The organism is Sphingomonas adhaesiva, from assembly GCF_036946305.1.
In the GTDB taxonomy this organism is placed as follows: Bacteria; Pseudomonadota; Alphaproteobacteria; order Sphingomonadales; family Sphingomonadaceae; genus Sphingomonas; species Sphingomonas adhaesiva_B.
This window is the reverse complement of the sequence record NZ_JAQIJJ010000010.1, coordinates 112,752-132,360: the sequence shown is the minus strand read 5'-3', so window position 1 is coordinate 132,360 and position 19,609 is coordinate 112,752. Positions and strand designations below refer to the sequence as shown.

The window sequence follows — 19,609 nt, the reverse complement described above, 5'->3', positions numbered from 1 at the left end:
GTCAGCGGCACGCGCGCCATGCCATCGCGCCACGATCCGCCTGATCAAGGTGGAAATGGTCGCGGTGCGCGGCGTTGTAATCGGGCGACAAGACGGTGGCGAACAGGTCGCACGCGCCGTCGCGCACCTCGCGCAGGAAGCGGCCCTTCGCGCCCGTGTCCTGCCAGTCGCCGACCACGCTGACGCGGGTGCCGTCGGCGAGGCGGAAGGCGGCGATGTCGAGCGCGTTGGCGGTGGCATGTTCGCTCCACGCGCCGGCATCGCGCCCGTACATGCGGCGGCACGAATAGCTGCCGAAATGCTCGACGAGCGTCACCGGCTGGCCGAAGTGGCGGCGCGCGGCGGGGGTGACGACGTTCCACTCCCACATCGCCAGTGCCGCGGCGACCGCGCAGGACGTGCCGACGGTGGCGGGGGCAAAGGCGATGCGTCGCGCCCCGCCCGCGGTGAGCCGCACTGCATCGTCATAGCCGCATCGCGCCGCGCCGGCGGGGCGGCGCGCGGGCAGCGCGGTATAGCGTATCCCGGCCTGCACCAGCAGCGCGCGACAGCGCGGTGCGTCGTCGCCCAGCGCGGCGAGCTTGCGCCCGGTCGCCGCCCCGACCGGCGCGCCGAGATCGAGCGGGGTCCAGGGCAGGTCCTGCGGCTTGCCGCGCAGCGCACCCCATAGCACGATCGCGGCGAGCGCGAGCAGCGCCAGCGTCGCGCCCGTGCCGATGGCGCGACGGATCAGCCGCGCATGGCGGCGGCCAGCCTTTCCGAGGTGACGGGATAGCCGAGATCGTCGGGGATGCAGAGGTGCTGTTCTCCGTCACGCGTTTCGGGCCAGGGCGTCACCACCCGCTGCGGCGTCGCGCGCGCGTGCGCGGCGGCGTCCTCATAGCTGGCAAACTGCGCCAGCCGCTCCAGGTTGCGTCGCGTCGGAAAGATGATCGCCATCCGGCCCGCGTCCGACTCGTCGAGCACCTTCTGCGCGCTGGCCCAGACGAGGCGGACGTTCTCGGTCTGGTCGACGGTCGCGCGCGGCGCGTCGGCGGGAAGGCGCGCGAGATAGAAGCGGGTGTCGAAGATGCGCATGTTCTTGTGCGCCGGGCGCCAGCGCGCGAAGGGGACGAGCAGGTCGAGATCGAGTTCGGCACCCGCTTGCGCGAGCACCTCGCCGAACGGCGTCCCGGCGTGGAGCGCGGCGCGCATCGCGTCGAGCGTGTCGGCGGAGGGCGGGGTGGCGAGCCCGACGGGAAGGCCCGCTTCCTCGATCGTCTCGCGCACCGCGGCGATGCGCGCGGCCATCTCCTCGTCGCCGCCCATCGTCTGCGCCAGCAGGTGATCGCCGGGATCGACGCGCCCGCCGGGGAAGACCATCGCGCCCGCGGCGAAGACCATCGCCTTGGCGCGCTCCACCATCAGCAGCTCGGGCGCGCCATCGGCGGCGTCGCGGAACACGACCAGGGTGGCGGCGGGGATCGCCTCGGGAAGATCCTCGTCCGACTCCGCGAAATGGCTGTCGTTGAAGCTGCGGTCGGTCATGGCGTCTCTCCGTCGATGCGCGGCGACGTTTTGCTGCGTCGTCCGGCGTTTGCCCTATCATCGGGTGCCGGGCGACGAAGGGCAAGCGAAGAGGGGAAAAGTCGCAACGACGGCCTAGATCAGCGCATCGGCCAGCAGCAGCAGCATCTTGACGTCCATCGCCACCCCCTGCGCGCGTTTCGCGGCGACGAAGGCGGCAATCTCCGCGCGGGGGACCAGATGCACCTCGATCTCCTCGTCGCCCGCGCCGCCGCCGTCGCCCACCTTCACGATGTCGTGCGCGCGGACCAGCGTGAACCCCTCCGTCACCATGCCCGGCGAGGCGTGGAAGAAGCCGAGTTCCTCCATCCGGCCGGCGCGATAGCCGGTCTCCTCCTCCAGCTCACGCCCGGCGGCATCGGTGACGGGTTCCCCGGCGTGATCGTCGCCGACCAACCCGGCGGGCAGTTCGAGCGAGCGGCGGCCCAGGGGCACGCGATATTGCTCCACCAGCACGACGCGATCCTGCGCGTCGAAGGCGACGATCACCGCCGCCTCGATCCCGCCGCGGCGCGCGACATATTCCCAATTGCCCTGCTTGATCGCGGTGATGAAGCGGCCCGCCCACATCGTCTGCGCGGGTTCGCTGGCGTTGCTCTCGGCGGTCATAGTTCGATCACCCGGTCGGGAAGCTCGTTGGGATTGTCGGCGGTCTTGGGGAAATGATCGCGCAGCACCGCGCCGATCGCGGTGACCGCGGCGACCATGCCGTCGCCGGGGCGGCCGTCGCGCACCGCATCGACCAGCGCCGCCATCGCATCGCCCCAGCGCTCCGGTGCGATGACGCGATGGACCGCGGCGTCGGTGACGATCTCCGCGATATGCTCGTCGGCGGAGAGGAACAGCAGCACGCCCTCCTGCCCGGCGGTGCGGCTTTCGGTGCCGATGCGGAAATATTGCACCGCGCGGCGGCGCACGCGGCGCGCCTTGGTGCCGCGCGGGGTGAGCGCGAGGCGCAGCGGCATATATGCCAGCGCGACGCGCACGATCAGGAAGGCGAGCGTCTGCGCGATCAGCAGCGCGAGCAGGTCGCGCGCGAGGTCTGCCTCCTCCCAGCCGCGATCGAACGGCGTGAAGATGCCGGGCCAGATCGCAGCCAGCGCGGTCATCGCCAGCACCGCGAGAACGGCATAATGGAGCGCCACGTCATGATAAGCGTCGGATCGCTCCGCGACGACGGTGACGATCTCGCCATCGGTGGTCGCCTCGGCCGCGGTCACCGCGGCGGCGATCGCCTCTCGCTCCGGGGCGGTCAGGACCAGTCGCGTCACCTACCAGCTCCCGCTCGCGCCGCCGCCACCGAACGACCCGCCGCCGCCGGAGAAGCCGCCGCCTCCTCCGCCGCCCCAGCCGCCGCCATCCCCACCGCCGCCGCCCCAGCCGGGACCCCAGATCACCACGGGGGCGACCCCGCCGCGATACCGGCGACCGCGGCCGCGTGCGAACAGCATCGGCAGGACGATGAAGACGACGACCATGATCCAGAAGCCCGCGACCATCCAGTCGCCGACCGTGTCCTTGCGCGCGCTACGCTTCGTCGCGGCAGCCTGTGCGCGTTGCTCGGCGGCTTCCAGCGGGAGCTTCATCTGCTCCGCGATCGCCTGCGCGCCCGCGACGATGCCGCCGGCCATGTCGCCGTCGCGGAAGCGCGGCAGGATGGTCTGGTTGATGATGACGCTGGAGAGGGCGTCGGTCATGATCGGTTCGAGGCCATAGCCGACCTCGATGCGGACCTTGCGCTCCTTTGGGGCGACCAGCAGGATGATGCCGTTGTTGGCGTCCTTCTGGCCGATCCCCCATTCGCGCCCGAGGCGATAGCCGTAATCCTCGACCGCATAGCCCTGCAGGTCGGGGATGGTGGCGACGACCAGCTGGCGCGACGAAGCCTTTTCGGTGTCGGCGGACAATTGGGTGAGTTGCTGGACCTGATCGGACGACAGCAGACCGGCGGCATCGACGACGCGGCCGGTCAGCTTGGGGAAGGTCTGCGCGGTGGCGGACGTGACGAGGGTGAGCGCGAGCGCGGCGAGGAGGAGGGTGAGGAGGCGGCGCAGGATGGTCATGACGGTAGCAACTCCCGGACGATCGCTGCGGCCCCGCGCCTTACGCCGAGCGACAGGTTGCCGCTTCGGAAGGCGGGCAGGATGGTGTTGTCGATGATCGCCTTGGTCTTTTTGTCGGTCAGGGTGGATTCCAGGCCGGTGCCGACCTCGATCCGCACCTTGTGCTCGTGCGGTGCCACCAGCAGGCCGACGCCATCGTTGCAGCAGCGGCGGCCGATGTGCCAGCCGTTGAACAGGTCCAGGCTGTAGCGCTCGATCGGCTGGCCGGCGAGGGTCGGGACGGTGGCGACCACGAATTGATGTCCGGTCCGGTGTTCCAGTCGCTCCGACAGGTCGGCGACGTCGCGTTCGGTCGTGGTGTCCAGGATCCCCGCGGTGTCGACGACGCGGCCGGTGAGCGGGATGGACGGTTGGGGCGTCGCGGCCGAGGGCGCGGCGCACAGTGCGATCAGCAGCAGGGCAGGTAATGACCGCGAGATCATGGTCACGGGCGCGCGCCTATGCCTTCATGCGCGACGTGTTCCGGCATCAGCCGCGCCGTATGCCCGCCGATTGCTGCGCGCGCGGGCGATGGACGCCTCCAGTAGATCGAGGCTCCCCCGTGCTCCGGCGAAGGCCGGAGCCCAGGGTGTAGCAGAACGACGTCTGACGGGATCAGCAACCCTGGGCTCCTGCCTGCGCAGGAGCACGGCGAGGGGTTACGGGGCGCCCGTGACATTCGCGTACCGCGCGCCGCTGGACCCGGGCCTTCGCCGGGGAACGGGGAGGGTGACGGATCGTGGGTGGAAGGGCGGGGCATCTCAGCCGCCGAAGTTCACCGTCGGGGCGGTTTCGGCGCCGGGGGTCGTCGCCTGGAACGGGACCAGCGGCTTCGCGCCGTAGAAGATCTTCGCGCCGACCGCGTCGGGGAAGGTGCGGATGCGGGTGTTATAGTCCTGCACCGCCTGGTTGTAGTCGCGGCGCGCGATGGTGATGCGGTTCTCGGTCCCCTCCAGCTGCGACTGGAGCGAGAGGAAGTTTTGGTTCGACTTCAGGTCCGGATAGGCCTCCTGAAGGCGCTGGAGCGAGAAGGTGACCGCGTTCTGCGCGCGCTCGAACGACTGGACCTTGGCGGGATCGGTCAGGTCGTCGCCCGACAGCTGGATGCGGCCGGCGCCGGCGCGCGCCTCGGTCACGCGGGTCAGCACGTCCGACTCCTGCCTGGCATAGCCCTTCACCGTCGAGACGAGGTTGGGGATCAGGTCGGCGCGGCGCTGATATTCGTTCTGGACATCGGCCCAGCGCGCCTTGGCGGTCTCCTCCGCGGTGGGGACGCTGTTCAACCCGCAGGCGGCCAGCGGCAGCGCCAGCATGACGGGGGCATAGCGACGGATCATCGGTGCGGTCTCCACTGTCTGTGTCAGCCATATAGGACACCTGCCGGGGGGTCGTGAAGATCGTCGCGATGGTTTATTTCGACCTGACAACAGTGAGGAAGGACGATGCCATGCTGAAGGATTTCCGTGCGTTCATCGCGCGCGGCAACGTGCTGGACCTGGCGGTCGGCGTCATCATCGGCGGCGCATTCGCCACGATCACCAAGTCGCTGACCGACGACATCATCATGCCCGTGGTGGGCGCGATCTTCGGCGGGTTCGACTTTTCCAGCTATTTCGTGCGGCTGGGCGCGGTGCCGGCGACGTACAAGGGATCGCTCGACAGCTATGCGCAGCTGAAGGCGGCGGGGGTGCCGCTGTTCGGATATGGCGAGTTCATCACCGTCGTCATCAACTTCATCATCCTGGCGTTCATCGTGTTCCTGCTGATGCGCAGCGTGAACCGGATCATCGCCGCGGCGGAGCGCGAGAAGGTGCAGGGGGTGGCGGAACCCGCGGCGGAACCGGCCGAGGTGGTGCTGCTGCGCGAGATCCGGGATGAGCTGAAGGGGCGGTCGCAGGTTTGAGATTCTAGGTGTTTGATCCCACGGTTTGATGGTGCGATCCTTTCGTTGGAATGGAAGGAAGCCGCATGGGACAGGTACGTCATGGGTGCGCCACGACCACGCACGCCGTCCGAGCAGCAATACAGCGATCGCAAGCTTCGCTCGCGACGCTGAGCCGTGAGTTGGGGATCAACCCGAAGACGGTCGCGAAGTGGCGCAAGAGGGCGACGGTCGAGGACCTGAAGACGGGGCCGAAGGCCCCTCATTCAACGACCCTCACCGAGGCGGAGGAGGCGATGGTTGTGGCGTTCCGGCGCCACACATTGCTGCCCCTGGATGACTGCCTCTACGCCCTGCAGCCGTCGCTACCGCACCTGACCCGGTCAGCGCTGCACCGTTGCCTTCAGCGGCACGGCATCTCACGGCTACCGGATGTCGAGGGCGACAAGCCCAAGCGTCAGCGCTTCAAGCGTTATCCGATTGGTTTCTTCCACATCGATATCGCCGAGGTGCAGACTGCCGAAGGCAAGCTCTATCTGTTCGTTGGCATAGACCGCACCAGCAAGTTCGCCGTCACCCAGCTGGTCGATAAGGCCGATAGGCGCACAGCATGGGAGTTCCTCGAACATCTGCTGAAGGCCGTGCCGTACCGAATACACACGATCCTGACCGATAATGGCATTCAGTTCGCCGAGCAGCCGCGCAACCGCAACACCGCCTGGTCGCGCCAGATGCGCTTCGACATGATCTGCGAGGCAAACGACATCGAGCACCGGCTCACCAAACCGAACCATCCTTGGACCAATGGACAGGTCGAGCGGATGAACCGCACCATCAAGGAGGCGACCGTCAAACGCTTCCACTACGAGAGCCACGACCAGCTCCGGACGCACCTCGCCGACTTCATGGCTGCCTACAACTTTGCTCGCCGGCTCAAGACGCTCAGCGGCCTCACACCCTACGAATACATCGCCAAGATCTGGACGTCAGAGCCAGACCGGTTCATCGTCAATCCGATCCACCAGATGCCGGGACTGAACACCTAAGCCCCTCCCCTTCAGGGGAGGGGTTGGGGTGGGGCAGTCAAAGGCGGCATATGAGGCTGCCTCCGGCGGACTGCCCCACCCCCTGCCCCTCCCCTGAAGGGGAGGGGTGAAGAGGTTACGGCTGCTCGCCGACCGGCGCGACGTATTCGCCCATGTCGGGGCCGCCGTCCTGACCTTCGCCGCGTTGCAGGTTCGAGTTGCGGATGCCGTAGAGGAAGTACAGCACCACGCCGCCGGCCATGTACCACAGGAAGAACTTCAGCACCGGCCACGGCACCGTCGTGATGAGGTAGGCGCACGACGCGATGCCGAGCAGCGGCGTGATCGGATAGAGCGGGACCGAGAAGCCGCGCGGCAGGTCCGGTGCGGCGCGACGCAGGTAGATCACCGACAGGCAGACGATCGCGAACGCCGCCAGCGTGCCGACCGAGGTCATGTCGCCCAGCACGTTGATGTCGAAGAACCCCGCCGCCACCGCGGTGATGATGCCGACCAGCAAAGTGTTGATGTACGGCGTCTTGAACTTCGGATGGACGGTCGCGAAGACGCGCGGCAGCAGGCCGTCGCGCGCCATGGTGTAGAAGATGCGGGTCTGGCCGTACATCAGCACCAGCACCACCGAGGTGAGGCCGACGATCGCGCCCACCTTGATAATCTTCGCCAGCCAGCTCCACGTCGGGCCGAAATTGTCGACCACGACCGCGACCGGATCGGGCACGTTGAGCTGGTTATAGGGGACCAGCAGCGTCATGATCGCCGCGACCAGCATGTAGATGCCGGTACACACCACCAGGCTGCCGATGATGCCGAAGGGCATGTCGCGCTTCGGATCGCGTGCTTCCTGCCCGGCGGTCGAGACCGCCTCGAACCCGATATAGGCGAAGAACACGATCGAGGCGGCGCGCATGATGCCGTCGACCCCGAACTTGCCGTCGCCCTGACCCTCCGGGATGAAGGGGGTCCAGTTCTTCGCCACCAGCTCGCCGAAATGGCTGACGACGATGAGGCCGCCGACGACGATGAAGGCGACCAGCACGCTGACCTTGATCGCGACGATGACGTTGTTGACCTTCGCCGATTCCGACACGCCCACCACCAGCAACGTCGCGAGCGCTAGGCAGATGAGGAAGGCGGGGAGGTTGAAGATGGTGGTCACGGTCTGCCCGTCGACCAGCACCGGCACGCCCTCGCGCATCAGCGTATAGCCGGCGGGGCCGGTCAGCTGCGGCGGGATATGGAGGCCGAAATCGGCCAGCAGGCTGACGACGTAGCCGCCCCAGCCGACCGCCACGACCGAGGCGGCGAGGCCGTATTCCAGCAGCAGCAGCGCGCCCATGATCCACGCCACGAACTCGCCGAGCGTGGTATAGCCATAGGTATAGGCCGATCCCGACACCGGCAGCGTCGACGACAGCTCCGCATAGCACAGCCCCGCAAAGGCGCAGACGATGCCTGCGACGACGAACGACAGCAGCACCGCCGGCCCGGCGTGGAGCGCCGCGGCGCTGCCGGTGCGGACGAAGATGCCCGCGCCGATGATGCAGCCGACGCCCAGCAGCAGCAGGTTCCACTTGCCGAGTGTGCGTTTCAGTTCACTGGTTTCGGTTTCGCGCTGTACCTGCGCGATCGACTTGCGCGCCATCATGCGCGCGAAAATGCCACCTGCGGGTCGCGTCGCCATAAGTCTCCTTGGCCGCCCCCCGGGGCGCGCCGCCATGCCACAAGCGCGCGAGCCTAGTGCGAAATCGCGCCCGCGCAATAGTGTTGCGTGGGCGTGACGGTATCAAGCGTTACTTCCGGCTGTCGTTCTCGACCAGCATCGGCCCCAGCGCGCGGCCGGCGATGATATGGACGTGGAGGTGCGGCACCTCCTGATGGCTGTCGGTGCCGGTGTTGGCGATCAGGCGATAGCCCGGCGCGACCAGCCCCGCGTCGCGCGCCGCCTGGCCCACTGCGCGGGTGAAGCTGACGATCTCCGCGTCCGAGGCGTTGGCGGAGAAATCGTCCCAGCTGACGTAGCGACCGCGCGGGATCGCGAGCAGGTGGGTCGGCGCCCAGGGGGCGATGTCGTGGAAGACGATGGTGTGCGCATCCTCGTACACCCGCTTCGACGGGATCTCGCCGCGCAACAGCTTCGCGAAGATGTTCTGGTCGTCATAGGGCAGGGTCGCGTCGACGCTCATCGCGGATACCTCATTGCGGGGGGAAGGAGAGGGGGCGGGCGGCCTTTTCGTCGTGGCCGCTGGTGCCCTCGCGCCGCGCCAGTTCGGCGCGGACGTCGTCGAGCGTGAGGCCGGCATCGGCGAGCAGCACGAACAGATGGTAGATCAGGTCGGCCGCCTCCGGCACGATCGCGCGCGCGTCGTCGCCCATCGCGGCGATGACGGTCTCGGTCGCTTCCTCGCCGATCTTCTGCGCGATGCGGTGGCGCCCGCGCGCGAACAGCGAGGCGGTATAGGAGCTGCCGGCGTCGGCGCCCTTGCGCGCGGCGATGGTGGCGGCGAGGCGGTCAAGGATGTCGTCGGCCATGCCCGCGGCGGTGCCGCGCGCGGGGCGGGAGGTCAATCCTTTGCGGGAATGGCCTTCGTCGGCAGCCGGCGGCGCAGCGCGCGGCGGGTGAGCCAGATCGCGACCACCGCCAGGACGAAGAGCGCGAGGTCGGACAGTTCGGGCATGGTCCGCGGTCGGACGATGCCGTCGTGGCCGGTATCGGCGAGCGCGGGGCCGATCAGGAGCAGGGTGAGGAAGATGCTGCGCACCGGGCGAGGGTAGCGGGAGGGGGTTAGCGGGGGGTTAAAGCCCCTCGCCTCGTCACCCCGGGCTTGACCCGGGGTCCCGCTTTCTCGCCAGCGCTGCAGAAGAAGCGGGACCCCGGCTCAAGGCCGGGGTGACGGGTGCTCTAAAACGATCGACTTGTTTGGGGCTTCCCTTCGCTCGCGCGGCGCGGCATCCTGCACCCATGACGCGGCGACCGACCGCGACCAAGGAGAGCAGGCGATGGCGAAGCGGATCGCGGTGGTGGGTGCCGGCATGGGCGGGCTGTGCGCCGCCATCAAGGCACGCGAGGCGGGGCACGAGGTGGTCTTGTACGAACATGCCGACTCGGTCGGCGGTACGTGGCGCGCGAACCGCTATCCCGGGATCGCGTGCGACGTGCCCGCGATCCTGTATCAGTTCAGCTTCGCCCCCAACCCGCACTGGAGCCACCATTATGCGCGCGGGCCGGAGATCCACGCCTATACGCAGTCGCTGGTCGAGCAGTTCGGGCTGGGCGAGGTGCTCCACCTGAACGAGGGCGTGGCGCGCGCGACCTGGGACGAGGGCGCGCGCCAGTGGCAGGTCGAGACCGAGACGGGCGCGCGCGAGGCGTTCGATGCGATCGTCCCGGCGCTGGGCCAGCTGTCGCGGCCGCAACTGCCCGAGATCGCGGGGCGCGACGATTTCGCGGGCACGATGTTCCACGCCGCGCAATGGCCCGACGGGCTGGACCTGACCGGCAAGCGCGTCGGCGTGGTCGGATCGGCGGCAAGCGCGGTGCAACTGATCCCCGAGGTGGCCAAGGTCGCCGGGCACCTGACGGTGTTCCAGCGCACCCCCAATTGGGTCGTACCGCGCAACGACCAGGCGGTCACGCCCGAGGCGAAGGCGCTGATGGCGACCAACATCGACGTGGCGATGAAGCTGGGCGCGTCGCAGCGCGCGATGATCTTCGATCAGGCCGACACGTTCAGCTGGCAGGCGTTCCAATGGACCCCGGAGGGGCGCGCCGCCTTCACCCGCACCGCGCTGGATCATCTGGCGGCGCAGGTTGCCGACCCCGCATTGCGCGCGAAGCTGACCCCGGATTATCCGGTCGGGTGCAAGCGCATCCTGATCTGCGACGATTTCTATCCTACCTTGTGCCGCGACAACGTGACGCTGGAGACCGCCGGGATCGCGCGGATCGAGGCGGGCGGGGTGCGCACCGCGGACGGGTTCCACGACCTCGACGTGCTGATCTTCGCCACCGGGTTCGAGACGACCGAATGGAACTGGTCGATGGAGGTCGTCGGCAAGGGCGGCGTATCGCTGAAGGAGGCATGGAAGGACGGGCCGGAGGCGTATCTGGGGATCATGGTCCACGGATTTCCCAACATGTTCATGCTGTATGGCCCGAACACGAACCTGGGGCACAATTCGATCAGCTTCATGATCGAGCAGCAGGTGGCGTTCATGCTGCGCACGCTGGCCGCGGTGGAGGCGGACGACGCGCAGGCAGCGGAGGTGAGCGCGGACGGGCAGCGTCGGTTCCAGGAGGGGCTGGCGCAGAAATTGTCGGGTACGGTGTGGGCCGACCCGCATTGCCGCAGCTGGTACAAGGCGGCGAACGGCCGAATCTACCAGAATTGGTCGGGCAATTGCGCCGATTATGCCGAGGCGACCGGGACGGTCGACCGCGAGGTGCTGGCGATCGCGTGACGGTTGCGCGGACGGTGCCGCGGGGGCACCATCGCGCGATGCGACACGGACCGCTCAAGCTGAAGGCGCAATTGCTGTGTGGCGAGGCGATCGCCATGGGGCCGGGCAAGGCCGACCTGCTGGAGGCGATCGCGCGCGCCGGGTCGATCTCGGCGGCGGGACGCGCGCTGGGGATGAGCTATCGCCGCACATGGCTGCTGGTCGACGAGATGAACCGCTGCTGGCAGGAGCGGCTGGTGGCGACCGGGCGCGGCGGCGGCGGTGGCGCGACGCTGACCGATGCGGGGCGCGAGGTGCTGGCGGCCTATCGCGCGCTGGAGGCGGCGATCGACGAGGCGGTGGGCGCGACCGCGGCGTTCGCGGCGCTGGACGGACGGTTGCGCGCGGTGCCGCTGGTGCGGATGGAGTGACGCGTCCTGCGCATGACCGGGGTGACGGTGGGTTGGGGGTGACGGCGCAGGCGGGGTGACGTAACGCCGGCGTCATGGAACATTTCGATGCGATCGTGCTCGGCGCCGGCGGGGCCGGGTTGATGTGCGCGGCGGTCGCGGGGCAGCGCGGGCGGCGGGTGGTGGTGCTCGATCATGCCGATGCGCCGGGGAAGAAGATCCTGATCTCGGGCGGCGGCCGGTGCAATTTCACCAACCTGCATACCGCCGCCGACCGCTATCTGTCGGCCAATCCGCATTTCGCCAAGTCCGCGCTGGGGCGCTATACCGCGCAGGATTTCCTGGCGCTGGTCGAGAAGCATGGCATCACCTGGCACGAGAAGACGCTGGGGCAATTGTTCTGCGACCGCTCCGCGCGCGCGATCGTCGACATGCTGCTGGACGAGGCGGCGGCGGGCGGGGTGGCGATCCGGCTCGGCCATGCGCTGGGCGAGGTGCGCCATGCCGATGGCACGTTCGTCGTCGCGCATGGCGCGCGCGACTATGCCGCGCCCGCGCTGGTGATCGCCACCGGCGGTCCGTCGATCCCGAAGGTGGGGGCGACCGGGCTGGCCTATGACTTGGCGCGGCGGTTCGGGCTGAAGGTGGTGGAGCCGCGCCCCGCGCTGGTGCCGCTGACGCTGCCCGTCGACGAGGCGCTGTTCCGCGCGCTGTCGGGGGGTGGCGACCCCGGTGGTGGCGCGCGCGGGGAAGGCGGCGTTTGCGGAGGCCGCGCTGTTCACGCATCGCGGGCTGTCGGGGCCGGCGATCCTGCAGGCGTCGAGCTATTGGCGGCATGGCGAGGCGGTGGCGATCGACTTTCGCCCCGATGCGGCGCCCGGCTGGCTGGTGGCGGTGAAGCGCGCGAAGCCGCGCGCCACGCTGGCCGCGGCGCTGGGGCTGCCGGGGCGGCTGGCGGAGGCGCTGGCGGAGCGGATCGGGGTGGGCGAGCTGGGCGCCGCGACCGACCGCACGCTGGCGGAGGCGGAGCGGCGGCTGGCCGACTGGCGCTTCCACCCCGACGGCACCGAGGGCTTCGCCAAGGCGGAGGTGACGGTGGGCGGGATCGCGACCGCAGGGCTGTCGTCGCAGACGATGGCGGCGCGGCAGGTGCCGGGACTGTATGCGATCGGCGAGGCGGTGGACGTCACCGGCTGGCTGGGCGGGTATAATTTCCAGTGGGCGTGGGCGAGCGGATGGGCCGCGGGGCAGGCGGTGTGATGAGCGATGGTAGTATAAAGTAGATCAAGCCCCGCCTCTTCAGGGGAGGGGTTGGGGGTGGGGGGAGCCTCGCAGAGAGTGACGCCTGTGACTGCCCCACCCCAACCCCTCCCCTGAAGGGGAGGGGCTTTTCTTGGCGCGCGATCACGCCGCGTGGACGATGGCGGCGCGGACGTAGGCGGCGGCGTCGTCTTCCTCCAGCGGGCGGCTGAAGAGGAAGCCCTGGATGCTGCTGCACCCCTGCCGGCGCAGGCTGGCGAGCTGGGCGTCGTCCTCCACCCCTTCCGCGGTGGTTTCCATGTCGAGCGCGTTGGCGAGGTCGACGATCGCGCGCACGATCGCGGTCGCGCCGCGGTCGCCTGCGATGCCGGTCACGAACGAACGGTCGATCTTGATCTTGTCGAACGGGAAGCTGCGCAGGTAGCTGAGCGAGGAATAGCCGGTGCCGAAATCGTCGAGCGCGACGCGCACGCCCATCGCGCGCAGCCGGTGGAGCACCGACGTCACATTCTCCTCCCCGTCGATGAAGATCGATTCGGTGATCTCCACCTCCAGCCGCTTCGGCGCCAGCCCGCTGCGCGCCAGCGCCTGAAGCACGATCGCCTGGAAGCCGGGATTGCGGAACTGCAACGGCGAGACGTTGACCGCGACGCGGACATGATCGGGCCACGCCGCGGCGACGCGGCAGGCCTCGTGCATCACCCATTCGCCGATCGCGACGATCAGCCCGGTTTCCTCGGCGATCGGCACGAAATCGGCCGGCGAGACGAGCCCGCGCACGGGATGATGCCACCGCAGCAGCGATTCGAAACAGCCGACGCGCCCGCTCTTGAGATCGACGATCGGCTGGAAAACGAGGCGGAACTGCCGCGTCTTCAGCGCGGTGCGCAGGTCCAGCTCCATTTCGTGGCGTTTGCGCGCGGCCTCGTCCAGCGCGGGTTCGAAGAAGCGGAAGTTGCTGCGCCCTTCCTGCTTGGCGCGATACAGCGCGAGGTCGGCGTTCTTGAGCAGCTGTTCCGCATCGCCGCCGTCGCCGGGATAGAGCGCGATGCCGATGCTGGTGCCGATCGCCAGCTGATGATCGCCGGCGTCGAACGGCTCCGCCATCCGCTCCATCAGCGCGCGCGACCACGACCGCGCGCGCTCCCCCGCCTGCGCGTCGAGGAAGACGATCGCGAATTCGTCCCCGCCCAGCCGTGCGACAAAGGCGTCCGACGCGGTCGCCAGCAGCAGCTGCGCGAAGGAGACCAGCACCGCATCGCCGACCGGATGCCCCAGCGTGTCGTTGACGCCCTTGAACCCGTCGAGGTCGAGGCACATCACCCCCACCTGCGTGCCGGTGCGCGCGGCGCGCTCCACCTTCTGCTCCAGCATCTGGCGCAGCGAGACGCGGTTGGGCAGCCCGGTCAGCGAGTCGTGGAAGGCGAGGTGCGCGATGCGGTTCTCGCGCTCGACGATCCCGCTCGACATGCGGTTGAAGCTGTCGGCGAGGCGGCCGATCTCGTCCTCGCTCTCGATCGCCACCTCGGTGCGGTCGCCCGCCTCCAGCGCGCGGGCGGCGGCGTCCAGCGCGGCGATCGGGCGGACGATGCGCCGCGTCAGCCGCCCGGTCGCGACGATCACCACCACCAGCGCCAGCACGCCCGCCAGCGCGATGCCCCATTGCAGCGGGCGGAACGGCGCGAAGGCGAGGTCGTAGGGATAGGTCAGCAGCAGCACCGCCGCGACCCCGCCCGACATGCCGGCCAGCGGCTTGACGGTGGCAAAGGCGGTGCCCTGCGGCAGCGACAGCGTGGTCAGGCCGTGCCCGCGCTCCTTCGCCAGCATCGCCTCGACCGGGGCACCCAGCGTCAGGCCGCCATCCGCGCTGGTCCAGCCATGGTCGGGCGTGCGGTGTAGGATGGTCGCGACCAGCGGGATCGACGACAACGTCGCCAGCGCGCGCATCTCGGTCGCGTCGAGCCGCATCACGAACACCAGCCAGCCGATCTCGTCGGGCGCCAGGATCGGCACGACGACGGCGCGCCAGGTGGTGTCGCCGACCTGCATCACGCCGTCGCGCACCGCGCCCGCGCCCGGCTCCGGCAGGTGCGCGACGCTGGCGGCGAGCGCGCCGTCGGCACCGATCACCGTGCCGTCGACCGTCACCACCATCGCGCGCGTCACCCGTGCACGGTCGCGCAGCGTGTCGAGCGCGGAGGCGATCGTCGCGCGGTCGTTCGACGCCACCGCGCTGCGGAAGCCGAAGTCGCGCGCCAGCACCGCGCCGCTGTCCGCCAGCGCCTGTTCGCGCAGCCGCCACAGCCGGTCGTACACCGCCGCGCTGGCCGACAGGTCCGCCACCACCGAGGCGCGCGCGGTGCGCTCCACGATCCATTGCGTGGTCAGCGCGACTAGGATCAGCGCGCCCGCGAACAGCCCGGCGTACAGCACCGACAACCGGCTGCGCAGGCTGCGGAAGCGCCACCTGCTACGCAGGCTGTCGAAGCGCCACCTGCTGCGCAGGCTGTCGAAGCGCCAGCGTGGCGGAGCGAGCCGCATGGTGCGCGTCAGCGCCGGATGACGAGGTGCGAGGTCGCGCCCGCCGCGGTCACCGCCAGCGGTTGCGCCAGCGTGTTGCCCGCGGCGCGGATCGAGGGATGCCAGACGCGCACCGTCGCCTGCCCCGCGGGCACGCCGGCGAAGGAGACGCGGCCCGCGGCGTCGGTCTGCGCCGCGAACGGCGTGGCGGTGACGAAGACGACGCCGTTCATCGTATCGTGGATGTTGCACCCCAGGGTGACCGCGCCCGGCTTGTCGAAGGTGACGCTGCGCGCTTCCTCGCGCCCGTACAGCTTCAGGTCGAACTTGCGCGGCTTGGAGAAGGAATAGACGTGGTGGCGCACGCGGTCGCGATTGGGGAAGGCGACGGTCGCGCCGACGGGCACGATCAGGACGTGCGGCTGGAACTGGATGTCCTTCTGCTCCACCGCATAATCGCCGCGCGGGGCGGGGGCGGCGACGCCGGGCATCTCCACCGTCACCACCGCACCTGCCAGCGGGCGGCCGTCCGGCCCGCGCACGTCGACCGCCACCGGGGCTGCCGCGGCGGCGGTGGCGGACAGGCAGCAGGCCGCGGCGGTCGCGAGGAGGCGTTTCATGCCAGCTGCTTAGCCGAAGCTCCTTACACAGATGTAAATTTCCGTTTTACCCGGAATGAACGAATCCGCGGGCATGGAGGCGGCGATGATCCGATGGTTTCTCTTCGCCGCCGCGCTGGCGGGTGCGGCTCCGGCCATGGCCAATGACGGGCGCTCCGGCGGCAAGCTGGTGCTGACCGATGGCGTCGGCACGGTGGAGGGCAGCGCGGGCGGCGGGCTCGCCACCTGGGCGGTGATCGCCGGGAACGAGACCGATCGCGGCGTCGGCGGCACCGCGGCGGCGACGCTGGTGGCGCTGCCCGATTTCACGCTGAAGACGGTGGGCGGATCGCTCGGCTTCTACGACCGGGTCGAGATCTCCTATGCGCATCAGGCGTTCGACACGCGCGCGGCCGGCGCGACACTGGGGCTGGGGCGCAATTTCACCTTCAAACAGGACGTGTTCGGCGCGAAGCTGCGCGTCGCGGGCGACGCGGTCTGGGCGCAGGACCGCGTGCTGCCGCAGATCGCGATCGGCGTGCAGCACAAGCGCGCGGACCAGCGCGCGGTGATCGCCGCGGTCGGCGGTCGCGCGAGCGCGGGGACGGACGTCTATGTCTCCGCGACGAAGCTGATCCTGTCGCAGGGACTGCTGCTGGACGCGACGCTGCGGATGACGCGCGCGAACCAGTTCGGACTGCTGGGGCATGGCGGGGATCGCGGCAACGCCTATGGCGCGCAGTTCGAGGGATCGGTCGGCAAGCTGTTGTCGCCGCGGCTGGTGGTGGGGGCGGAATATCGCAGCAAGCCCGACCGGCTGGGCTTCGCGCGGGAGGACGATACGTTCGACGTGTTCGCGGCCTGGGCGGTGCAACGCAACCTGACGCTGACCGCGGCCTATGTCGACCTGGGGTCGATCGCGACGGTGCGCGGACAGCGCGGGCTGTTCGTCCAGGTGCAGGGAGGATTCTGATGGCGATGATCGTGATCGCGGCGCTGCTCCTCCAGGCGGCGGTGCCGGCGGGCGAGGAGCCGGTGGCGCCCTATGTCCAGCAGGACGCCAATGCCGGCGCGACGCCGGTCGCGGGCGACGCGCTGTGGCGCGCGTTCCACGGGCGCGCGGGGGTGGACCGGATCGTCGAGGGGCTGGTCGCACGCAACGTCGCCGATCCGCGCATCAGCGACATCTTCAAGGGGCAGGATCTGGTGCGGTTGCGCCGGACGCTGAAGGAGCAATTCTGCTACATCCTGGGCGGCGGCTGCACCTATACCGGGCGCGACATGAAGGCGGCGCACAAGGACATGGGGCTGCAACAGGCCGATCTGGGCGCACTGGTCGAGAATCTGCAGGCGGCGATGCGCGCGGAGGGCGTGCCGTTCGCGGCGCAGAACCGCCTGCTGGCGAAGCTGGCGCCGATGAAGCGCGAGGTGGTGGTGCGCTGATCGACTCGCCCTCTCCCTCATGCTATTGCGATGAAGTCGCATGAAGGAGAGGATGATGGGCGCGGACGATCCGTACCGGCTGACCAGCGAAGCGGCGTTGCGGGCGATCTATGGCGAGGCGTCGGCCGGGGTGAAGGCGAAGGCGTTCCCGCAACTCGACCGCCACAGCCGCCGTTTCCTGGAACTGTCGCCGTTCTTCTGCATCGGATCGCAGCGCGGCGACGGCGCCGCGGACGTCTCGCCGCGCGGGGGCGAGCCGGGCGGGGTCCATGCGCTCGACGACCGCCACGTCGCCTTCGCCGACCGGCCGGGCAACAACCGGCTGGATACGCTGGTCAATATCGTCGCCGATCCGGCGGTGGGGATGCTGTTCTTCCTGCCCGGGATCGACGACATGATGCGCATCAACGGCCTTGCGCACATCACCGTCGCACCCGACCTGATGACGCGCTTCACGCATGACGGAAAGCCGCCGCGCAGTGTCGTCGTGGTCGAGACGCAGGAGGTGTATTTCCATTGTTCGAAGGCGTTGCGCCGGTCCGCCCTGTGGAATCCGGAGCGGCATGTGGCGCGGGGCGATTTCCCGACGCTGGGCCAGATCGCGCGCGACCAGTTCCGCCTCGCCGTACCGGCGGAGACGATCGACGCCGCGCTGGAGCATGATGCGGCGACGAACCTGTATTGAGGGGAGTGCCCGTCACCCGTCACCCCGGGGCTTCCATATCATGTCCGGCATGACGAAGGGCGACGCCGCGATTGAGTGGCGGCACGGCATCGCGTAACGCCCGCGCGCCGACCCTCACGGTCGGCGTCCAGCGGAGACTGCCATGACCCCGACCGTTCCGTCGCCCGCGCGCGACGAAGAGGCCCGCGTGACCGCCGCGATCGTGGTGAGCGCGCTGGGCGCCGCACTGGGCGGGTTGCTGTTCGGGTTCGACACCGCGGTCATTTCCGGCACCACGACCGCGTTGCAGGCACGGTTCGCGCTGACCGACGGCGCGCTGGGGTTCACCGTCGCATCGGCGCTGATCGGCACCGTCATCGGATCGCTGATCGCGGGTGCGCCGGCCGATCGCTATGGGCGCAAGCCGATGCTGCTGGTGGTGGCGGTGGCCTATGTCGTGTCCTCGCTGGGGGCGGCGCTGGCGGCGAGCTGGACCATGCTGCTGGCGTTCCGCTTCCTGGGCGGGCTGGCGATCGGCGCGGCGTCGGTGGTGACGCCGGTCTATATCGCCGAAGTGTCGCCGGCGCGGTTCCGCGGGCGGCTCGTGGCGCTCAACCAGCTCAACATCGTGCTGGGCATCCTGATCGCGTTCGCGTCCAATTACGTGATCGCGCAGCTCGTCCCGGGCGAGAATGCGTGGCGGTGGATGCTGGGGATCGTCGCGGTGCCGTCGGCGGTGTTCCTGCTGGTGACGCTGACGCTGCCCGACACGCCGCGCTGGTATGCGGTCAACGCGCGCGCGGCGCAGGCGCTGGCGGTGATGCGGCGGCTGGGCTTCCCCGCGCCGGAGGCGGAGCTGGCGCGAATGCAGGAAGCGCGCGTGGAGGACAGATCGGCGCCGCGGCTGTTCCAGCGCCGTTACGCCACCCCGGTCGGGTGCGCGATCGCGATCGCGATGTTCAACCAGCTCTCCGGCATCAACGCGCTGCTATATTATGCGCCGCGCATCTTCGCGCTGGGTGGGGCGGGGGCAGACAGCGCCTTGCTTCAGTCGATCGCGGTGGGGGGGACCAATCTGGCCTTCACCGTGCTGGCGCTGTTCCTGATCGACCGGTTCGGGCGCAAGCCGTTGCTGTACGTCGGGTCGGTCGCCTGCGCCGCCGCGCTGATCCTGGTCGGTATCCAGCTGGAGGCGGCGCGGCCGGACGGGACGTTGGTGCTGCTGGGCCTGATGGGGTTCATCGCCGCCTTCGCGGTCAGCCAGGGCGCGGTGATTTGGGTGTTCCTGTCGGAGGTGTTCCCCAGCGAGGTGCGGGGCAAGGGGCAGGCGCTGGGGTCCACCACGCATTGGGTGATGGCGGCGGCGATCACCTGGCTGTTCCCGGTCGTGGCGGGGGCGCTGGGCGGGTTCGTGTTCTTCTTCTTCGGCGCGATGATGCTGGCGCAACTGGTCTGGGTGCGGCGCTTCATGCCGGAGACCAATGGCGTCGCGCTGGAGGACATGGGCGCGCGGGTGCATTGACGGGATTTGCCGCACACCACCTCCGTTCGTCCTGAGGAGAGGCTGAGCTTGTCGAAGCCTCGTCTCGAAGCATCTGCCCTTCGAGACGCCATTTCGACTTCGCTCAATGGCTCCTCAGGGCGAACGGTGTTTGGCTTGATGTCCCTACCACTAACCGC

General features: G+C 69.4%; 22 protein-coding genes and 1 pseudogene. 10 read left to right on the top strand and 13 right to left on the bottom strand.

The genetic code is table 11. From position 1 onward, the window contains the following. Nucleotide 1: 1 nt before the first annotated feature. From PGN14_RS15895 to PGN14_RS15865, 7 genes are all read right to left on the bottom strand, one after another. Nucleotides 2–730, bottom strand: coding sequence for an extensin-like domain-containing protein (locus PGN14_RS15895; protein ID WP_443019543.1), 729 nt, complete (start codon nt 728–730; stop codon nt 2–4). Beyond that, nucleotides 730–1,527 carry an NUDIX hydrolase gene (locus PGN14_RS15890; RefSeq protein WP_335300553.1) on the bottom strand — a complete coding sequence of 266 codons (798 nt, stop codon included), beginning with the start codon at nt 1,525–1,527 and terminating at the stop codon, nt 730–732. The genes PGN14_RS15895 and PGN14_RS15890 overlap by 1 nt, the downstream gene beginning before the upstream one ends. A 114-nt stretch (nt 1,528–1,641) precedes the next feature. Continuing rightward, nucleotides 1,642–2,175, bottom strand: coding sequence for an NUDIX hydrolase (locus tag PGN14_RS15885; RefSeq protein ID WP_335300552.1), 534 nt, complete (start codon nt 2,173–2,175; stop codon nt 1,642–1,644). Continuing rightward, on the bottom strand, nt 2,172–2,837 hold the full coding sequence (locus tag PGN14_RS15880) for a TPM domain-containing protein (RefSeq protein WP_335300551.1): 666 nt from the start codon (nt 2,835–2,837) through the stop codon (nt 2,172–2,174). The genes PGN14_RS15885 and PGN14_RS15880 overlap by 4 nt, the downstream gene beginning before the upstream one ends. Then, the gene (locus PGN14_RS15875) at nt 2,838–3,629 is read right to left on the bottom strand and encodes a TPM domain-containing protein (protein ID WP_335300550.1); all 792 of its coding nucleotides are present in this window, start codon (nt 3,627–3,629) and stop codon (nt 2,838–2,840) included. Then, nucleotides 3,626–4,111: a TPM domain-containing protein gene (locus PGN14_RS15870; protein WP_335300584.1), complete on the bottom strand. Its 486-nt coding sequence runs from the start codon at nt 4,109–4,111 to the stop codon at nt 3,626–3,628. Before PGN14_RS15870 ends, PGN14_RS15875 begins: the two co-directional genes overlap by 4 nt. Before the next feature lie 318 nt (nt 4,112–4,429). Beyond that, a complete protein-coding gene (locus tag PGN14_RS15865; RefSeq protein ID WP_335300549.1) occupies nt 4,430–5,005 on the bottom strand; it encodes a LemA family protein in 576 nt (191 codons plus the stop codon). Nucleotides 5,006–5,115: 110 nt separating this feature from the next. Here PGN14_RS15865 and mscL point away from each other — a divergent pair, with 110 nt between their 5' ends. Continuing rightward, nucleotides 5,116–5,571, top strand: a complete 456-nt coding sequence (gene mscL, locus PGN14_RS15860; RefSeq protein ID WP_335300583.1) for a large conductance mechanosensitive channel protein MscL — start codon at nt 5,116–5,118, stop codon at nt 5,569–5,571. Nucleotides 5,572–5,636: 65 nt separating this feature from the next. After that, nucleotides 5,637–6,596, top strand: coding sequence for an IS481 family transposase (locus PGN14_RS15855; protein WP_335300380.1), 960 nt, complete (start codon nt 5,637–5,639; stop codon nt 6,594–6,596). A gap of 115 nt (nt 6,597–6,711) precedes the next feature. Here the strand turns inward: PGN14_RS15855 and PGN14_RS15850 are convergent, their stop codons facing one another. The 4 genes from PGN14_RS15850 to PGN14_RS15835 all read right to left on the bottom strand — a co-directional run bounded on the left by PGN14_RS15850 (nt 6,712) and on the right by PGN14_RS15835 (nt 9,355). After that, nucleotides 6,712–8,277: an amino acid permease gene (locus PGN14_RS15850; protein WP_335300548.1), complete on the bottom strand. Its 1,566-nt coding sequence runs from the start codon at nt 8,275–8,277 to the stop codon at nt 6,712–6,714. Nucleotides 8,278–8,386: 109 nt separating this feature from the next. Continuing rightward, nucleotides 8,387–8,779 carry an HIT domain-containing protein gene (locus tag PGN14_RS15845; RefSeq protein ID WP_335300547.1) on the bottom strand — a complete coding sequence of 131 codons (393 nt, stop codon included), beginning with the start codon at nt 8,777–8,779 and terminating at the stop codon, nt 8,387–8,389. Nucleotides 8,780–8,789: 10 nt separating this feature from the next. Continuing rightward, entirely contained in the window at nt 8,790–9,125 is a 336-nt protein-coding gene (locus tag PGN14_RS15840) for a phosphoribosyl-ATP diphosphatase (RefSeq protein WP_335300546.1), read from the bottom strand. A gap of 32 nt (nt 9,126–9,157) precedes the next feature. Next, the gene (locus tag PGN14_RS15835) at nt 9,158–9,355 is read right to left on the bottom strand and encodes a hypothetical protein (protein WP_335300545.1); all 198 of its coding nucleotides are present in this window, start codon (nt 9,353–9,355) and stop codon (nt 9,158–9,160) included. 238 nt (nt 9,356–9,593) lie between these two features. On the opposite strand from PGN14_RS15835, the gene PGN14_RS15830 reads away from it, so the two are divergent. From PGN14_RS15830 to PGN14_RS16885, 4 genes and pseudogenes are all read left to right on the top strand, one after another. Continuing rightward, nucleotides 9,594–11,054: a flavin-containing monooxygenase gene (locus tag PGN14_RS15830; RefSeq protein ID WP_335300544.1), complete on the top strand. Its 1,461-nt coding sequence runs from the start codon at nt 9,594–9,596 to the stop codon at nt 11,052–11,054. 38 nt (nt 11,055–11,092) lie between these two features. Beyond that, nucleotides 11,093–11,464 carry a winged helix-turn-helix domain-containing protein gene (locus PGN14_RS15825; protein ID WP_335300543.1) on the top strand — a complete coding sequence of 124 codons (372 nt, stop codon included), beginning with the start codon at nt 11,093–11,095 and terminating at the stop codon, nt 11,462–11,464. A 74-nt stretch (nt 11,465–11,538) separates the two neighbouring features. After that, nucleotides 11,539–12,225, top strand: a pseudogene (locus tag PGN14_RS16890) (aminoacetone oxidase family FAD-binding enzyme); the annotation flags it as partial. Next, nucleotides 12,164–12,703 (top strand): NAD(P)/FAD-dependent oxidoreductase, encoded by a 540-nt coding sequence (locus tag PGN14_RS16885; protein ID WP_443019540.1) that lies wholly within the window; start codon nt 12,164–12,166, stop codon nt 12,701–12,703. The pseudogene PGN14_RS16890 and the gene PGN14_RS16885, both read left to right, overlap by 62 nt. Nucleotides 12,704–12,847: 144 nt before the next feature. Here the strand turns inward: PGN14_RS16885 and PGN14_RS15815 are convergent, their stop codons facing one another. Continuing rightward, nucleotides 12,848–15,244: a putative bifunctional diguanylate cyclase/phosphodiesterase gene (locus PGN14_RS15815; RefSeq protein WP_335300542.1), complete on the bottom strand. Its 2,397-nt coding sequence runs from the start codon at nt 15,242–15,244 to the stop codon at nt 12,848–12,850. 8 nt (nt 15,245–15,252) lie between these two features. Continuing rightward, nucleotides 15,253–15,843, bottom strand: a complete 591-nt coding sequence (locus PGN14_RS15810) for a methylamine utilization protein (RefSeq protein WP_335300541.1) — start codon at nt 15,841–15,843, stop codon at nt 15,253–15,255. 85 nt (nt 15,844–15,928) lie between these two features. On the opposite strand from PGN14_RS15810, the gene PGN14_RS15805 reads away from it, so the two are divergent. The 4 genes from PGN14_RS15805 to PGN14_RS15790 all read left to right on the top strand — a co-directional run bounded on the left by PGN14_RS15805 (nt 15,929) and on the right by PGN14_RS15790 (nt 19,451). Further along, nucleotides 15,929–16,795, top strand: a complete 867-nt coding sequence (locus tag PGN14_RS15805; RefSeq protein ID WP_335300540.1) for a DUF3034 family protein — start codon at nt 15,929–15,931, stop codon at nt 16,793–16,795. Continuing rightward, nucleotides 16,795–17,265: a group I truncated hemoglobin gene (locus tag PGN14_RS15800; protein ID WP_335300539.1), complete on the top strand. Its 471-nt coding sequence runs from the start codon at nt 16,795–16,797 to the stop codon at nt 17,263–17,265. Before PGN14_RS15805 ends, PGN14_RS15800 begins: the two co-directional genes overlap by 1 nt. A gap of 52 nt (nt 17,266–17,317) precedes the next feature. Beyond that, complete coding sequence (locus PGN14_RS15795) at nt 17,318–17,950, top strand: MSMEG_1061 family FMN-dependent PPOX-type flavoprotein (RefSeq protein WP_335300538.1); 633 nt, start codon at nt 17,318–17,320, stop codon at nt 17,948–17,950. Between the two features lie 142 nt (nt 17,951–18,092). Continuing rightward, complete coding sequence (locus PGN14_RS15790; RefSeq protein WP_335300537.1) at nt 18,093–19,451, top strand: sugar porter family MFS transporter; 1,359 nt, start codon at nt 18,093–18,095, stop codon at nt 19,449–19,451. Nucleotides 19,452–19,609: the final 158 nt, after the last annotated feature.

What these genes read in the sequence shown, in the direction of transcription:
- PGN14_RS15890 (WP_335300553.1), bottom strand. Translation starts at nt 1,527, where the DNA reads ATGACCGACCGCAGCTTCAACGACAGCCATTTCGCGGAGTCGGACGAG.
- PGN14_RS15885 (WP_335300552.1), bottom strand. Translation starts at nt 2,175, where the DNA reads ATGACCGCCGAGAGCAACGCCAGCGAACCCGCGCAGACGATGTGGGCG.
- PGN14_RS15875 (WP_335300550.1), bottom strand. Translation starts at nt 3,629, where the DNA reads ATGACCATCCTGCGCCGCCTCCTCACCCTCCTCCTCGCCGCGCTCGCG.
- PGN14_RS15870 (WP_335300584.1), bottom strand. Translation starts at nt 4,111, where the DNA reads ATGATCTCGCGGTCATTACCTGCCCTGCTGCTGATCGCACTGTGCGCC.
- PGN14_RS15865 (WP_335300549.1), bottom strand. Translation starts at nt 5,005, where the DNA reads ATGATCCGTCGCTATGCCCCCGTCATGCTGGCGCTGCCGCTGGCCGCC.
- mscL (WP_335300583.1), top strand. Translation starts at nt 5,116, where the DNA reads ATGCTGAAGGATTTCCGTGCGTTCATCGCGCGCGGCAACGTGCTGGAC.
- PGN14_RS15855 (WP_335300380.1), top strand. Translation starts at nt 5,637, where the DNA reads ATGGGACAGGTACGTCATGGGTGCGCCACGACCACGCACGCCGTCCGA.
- PGN14_RS15850 (WP_335300548.1), bottom strand. Translation starts at nt 8,277, where the DNA reads ATGGCGACGCGACCCGCAGGTGGCATTTTCGCGCGCATGATGGCGCGC.
- PGN14_RS15845 (WP_335300547.1), bottom strand. Translation starts at nt 8,779, where the DNA reads ATGAGCGTCGACGCGACCCTGCCCTATGACGACCAGAACATCTTCGCG.
- PGN14_RS15840 (WP_335300546.1), bottom strand. Translation starts at nt 9,125, where the DNA reads ATGGCCGACGACATCCTTGACCGCCTCGCCGCCACCATCGCCGCGCGC.
- PGN14_RS15830 (WP_335300544.1), top strand. Translation starts at nt 9,594, where the DNA reads ATGGCGAAGCGGATCGCGGTGGTGGGTGCCGGCATGGGCGGGCTGTGC.
- PGN14_RS15825 (WP_335300543.1), top strand. Translation starts at nt 11,093, where the DNA reads ATGCGACACGGACCGCTCAAGCTGAAGGCGCAATTGCTGTGTGGCGAG.
- PGN14_RS15815 (WP_335300542.1), bottom strand. Translation starts at nt 15,244, where the DNA reads ATGCGGCTCGCTCCGCCACGCTGGCGCTTCGACAGCCTGCGCAGCAGG.
- PGN14_RS15810 (WP_335300541.1), bottom strand. Translation starts at nt 15,843, where the DNA reads ATGAAACGCCTCCTCGCGACCGCCGCGGCCTGCTGCCTGTCCGCCACC.
- PGN14_RS15805 (WP_335300540.1), top strand. Translation starts at nt 15,929, where the DNA reads ATGATCCGATGGTTTCTCTTCGCCGCCGCGCTGGCGGGTGCGGCTCCG.
- PGN14_RS15800 (WP_335300539.1), top strand. Translation starts at nt 16,795, where the DNA reads ATGGCGATGATCGTGATCGCGGCGCTGCTCCTCCAGGCGGCGGTGCCG.
- PGN14_RS15795 (WP_335300538.1), top strand. Translation starts at nt 17,318, where the DNA reads ATGATGGGCGCGGACGATCCGTACCGGCTGACCAGCGAAGCGGCGTTG.
- PGN14_RS15790 (WP_335300537.1), top strand. Translation starts at nt 18,093, where the DNA reads ATGACCCCGACCGTTCCGTCGCCCGCGCGCGACGAAGAGGCCCGCGTG.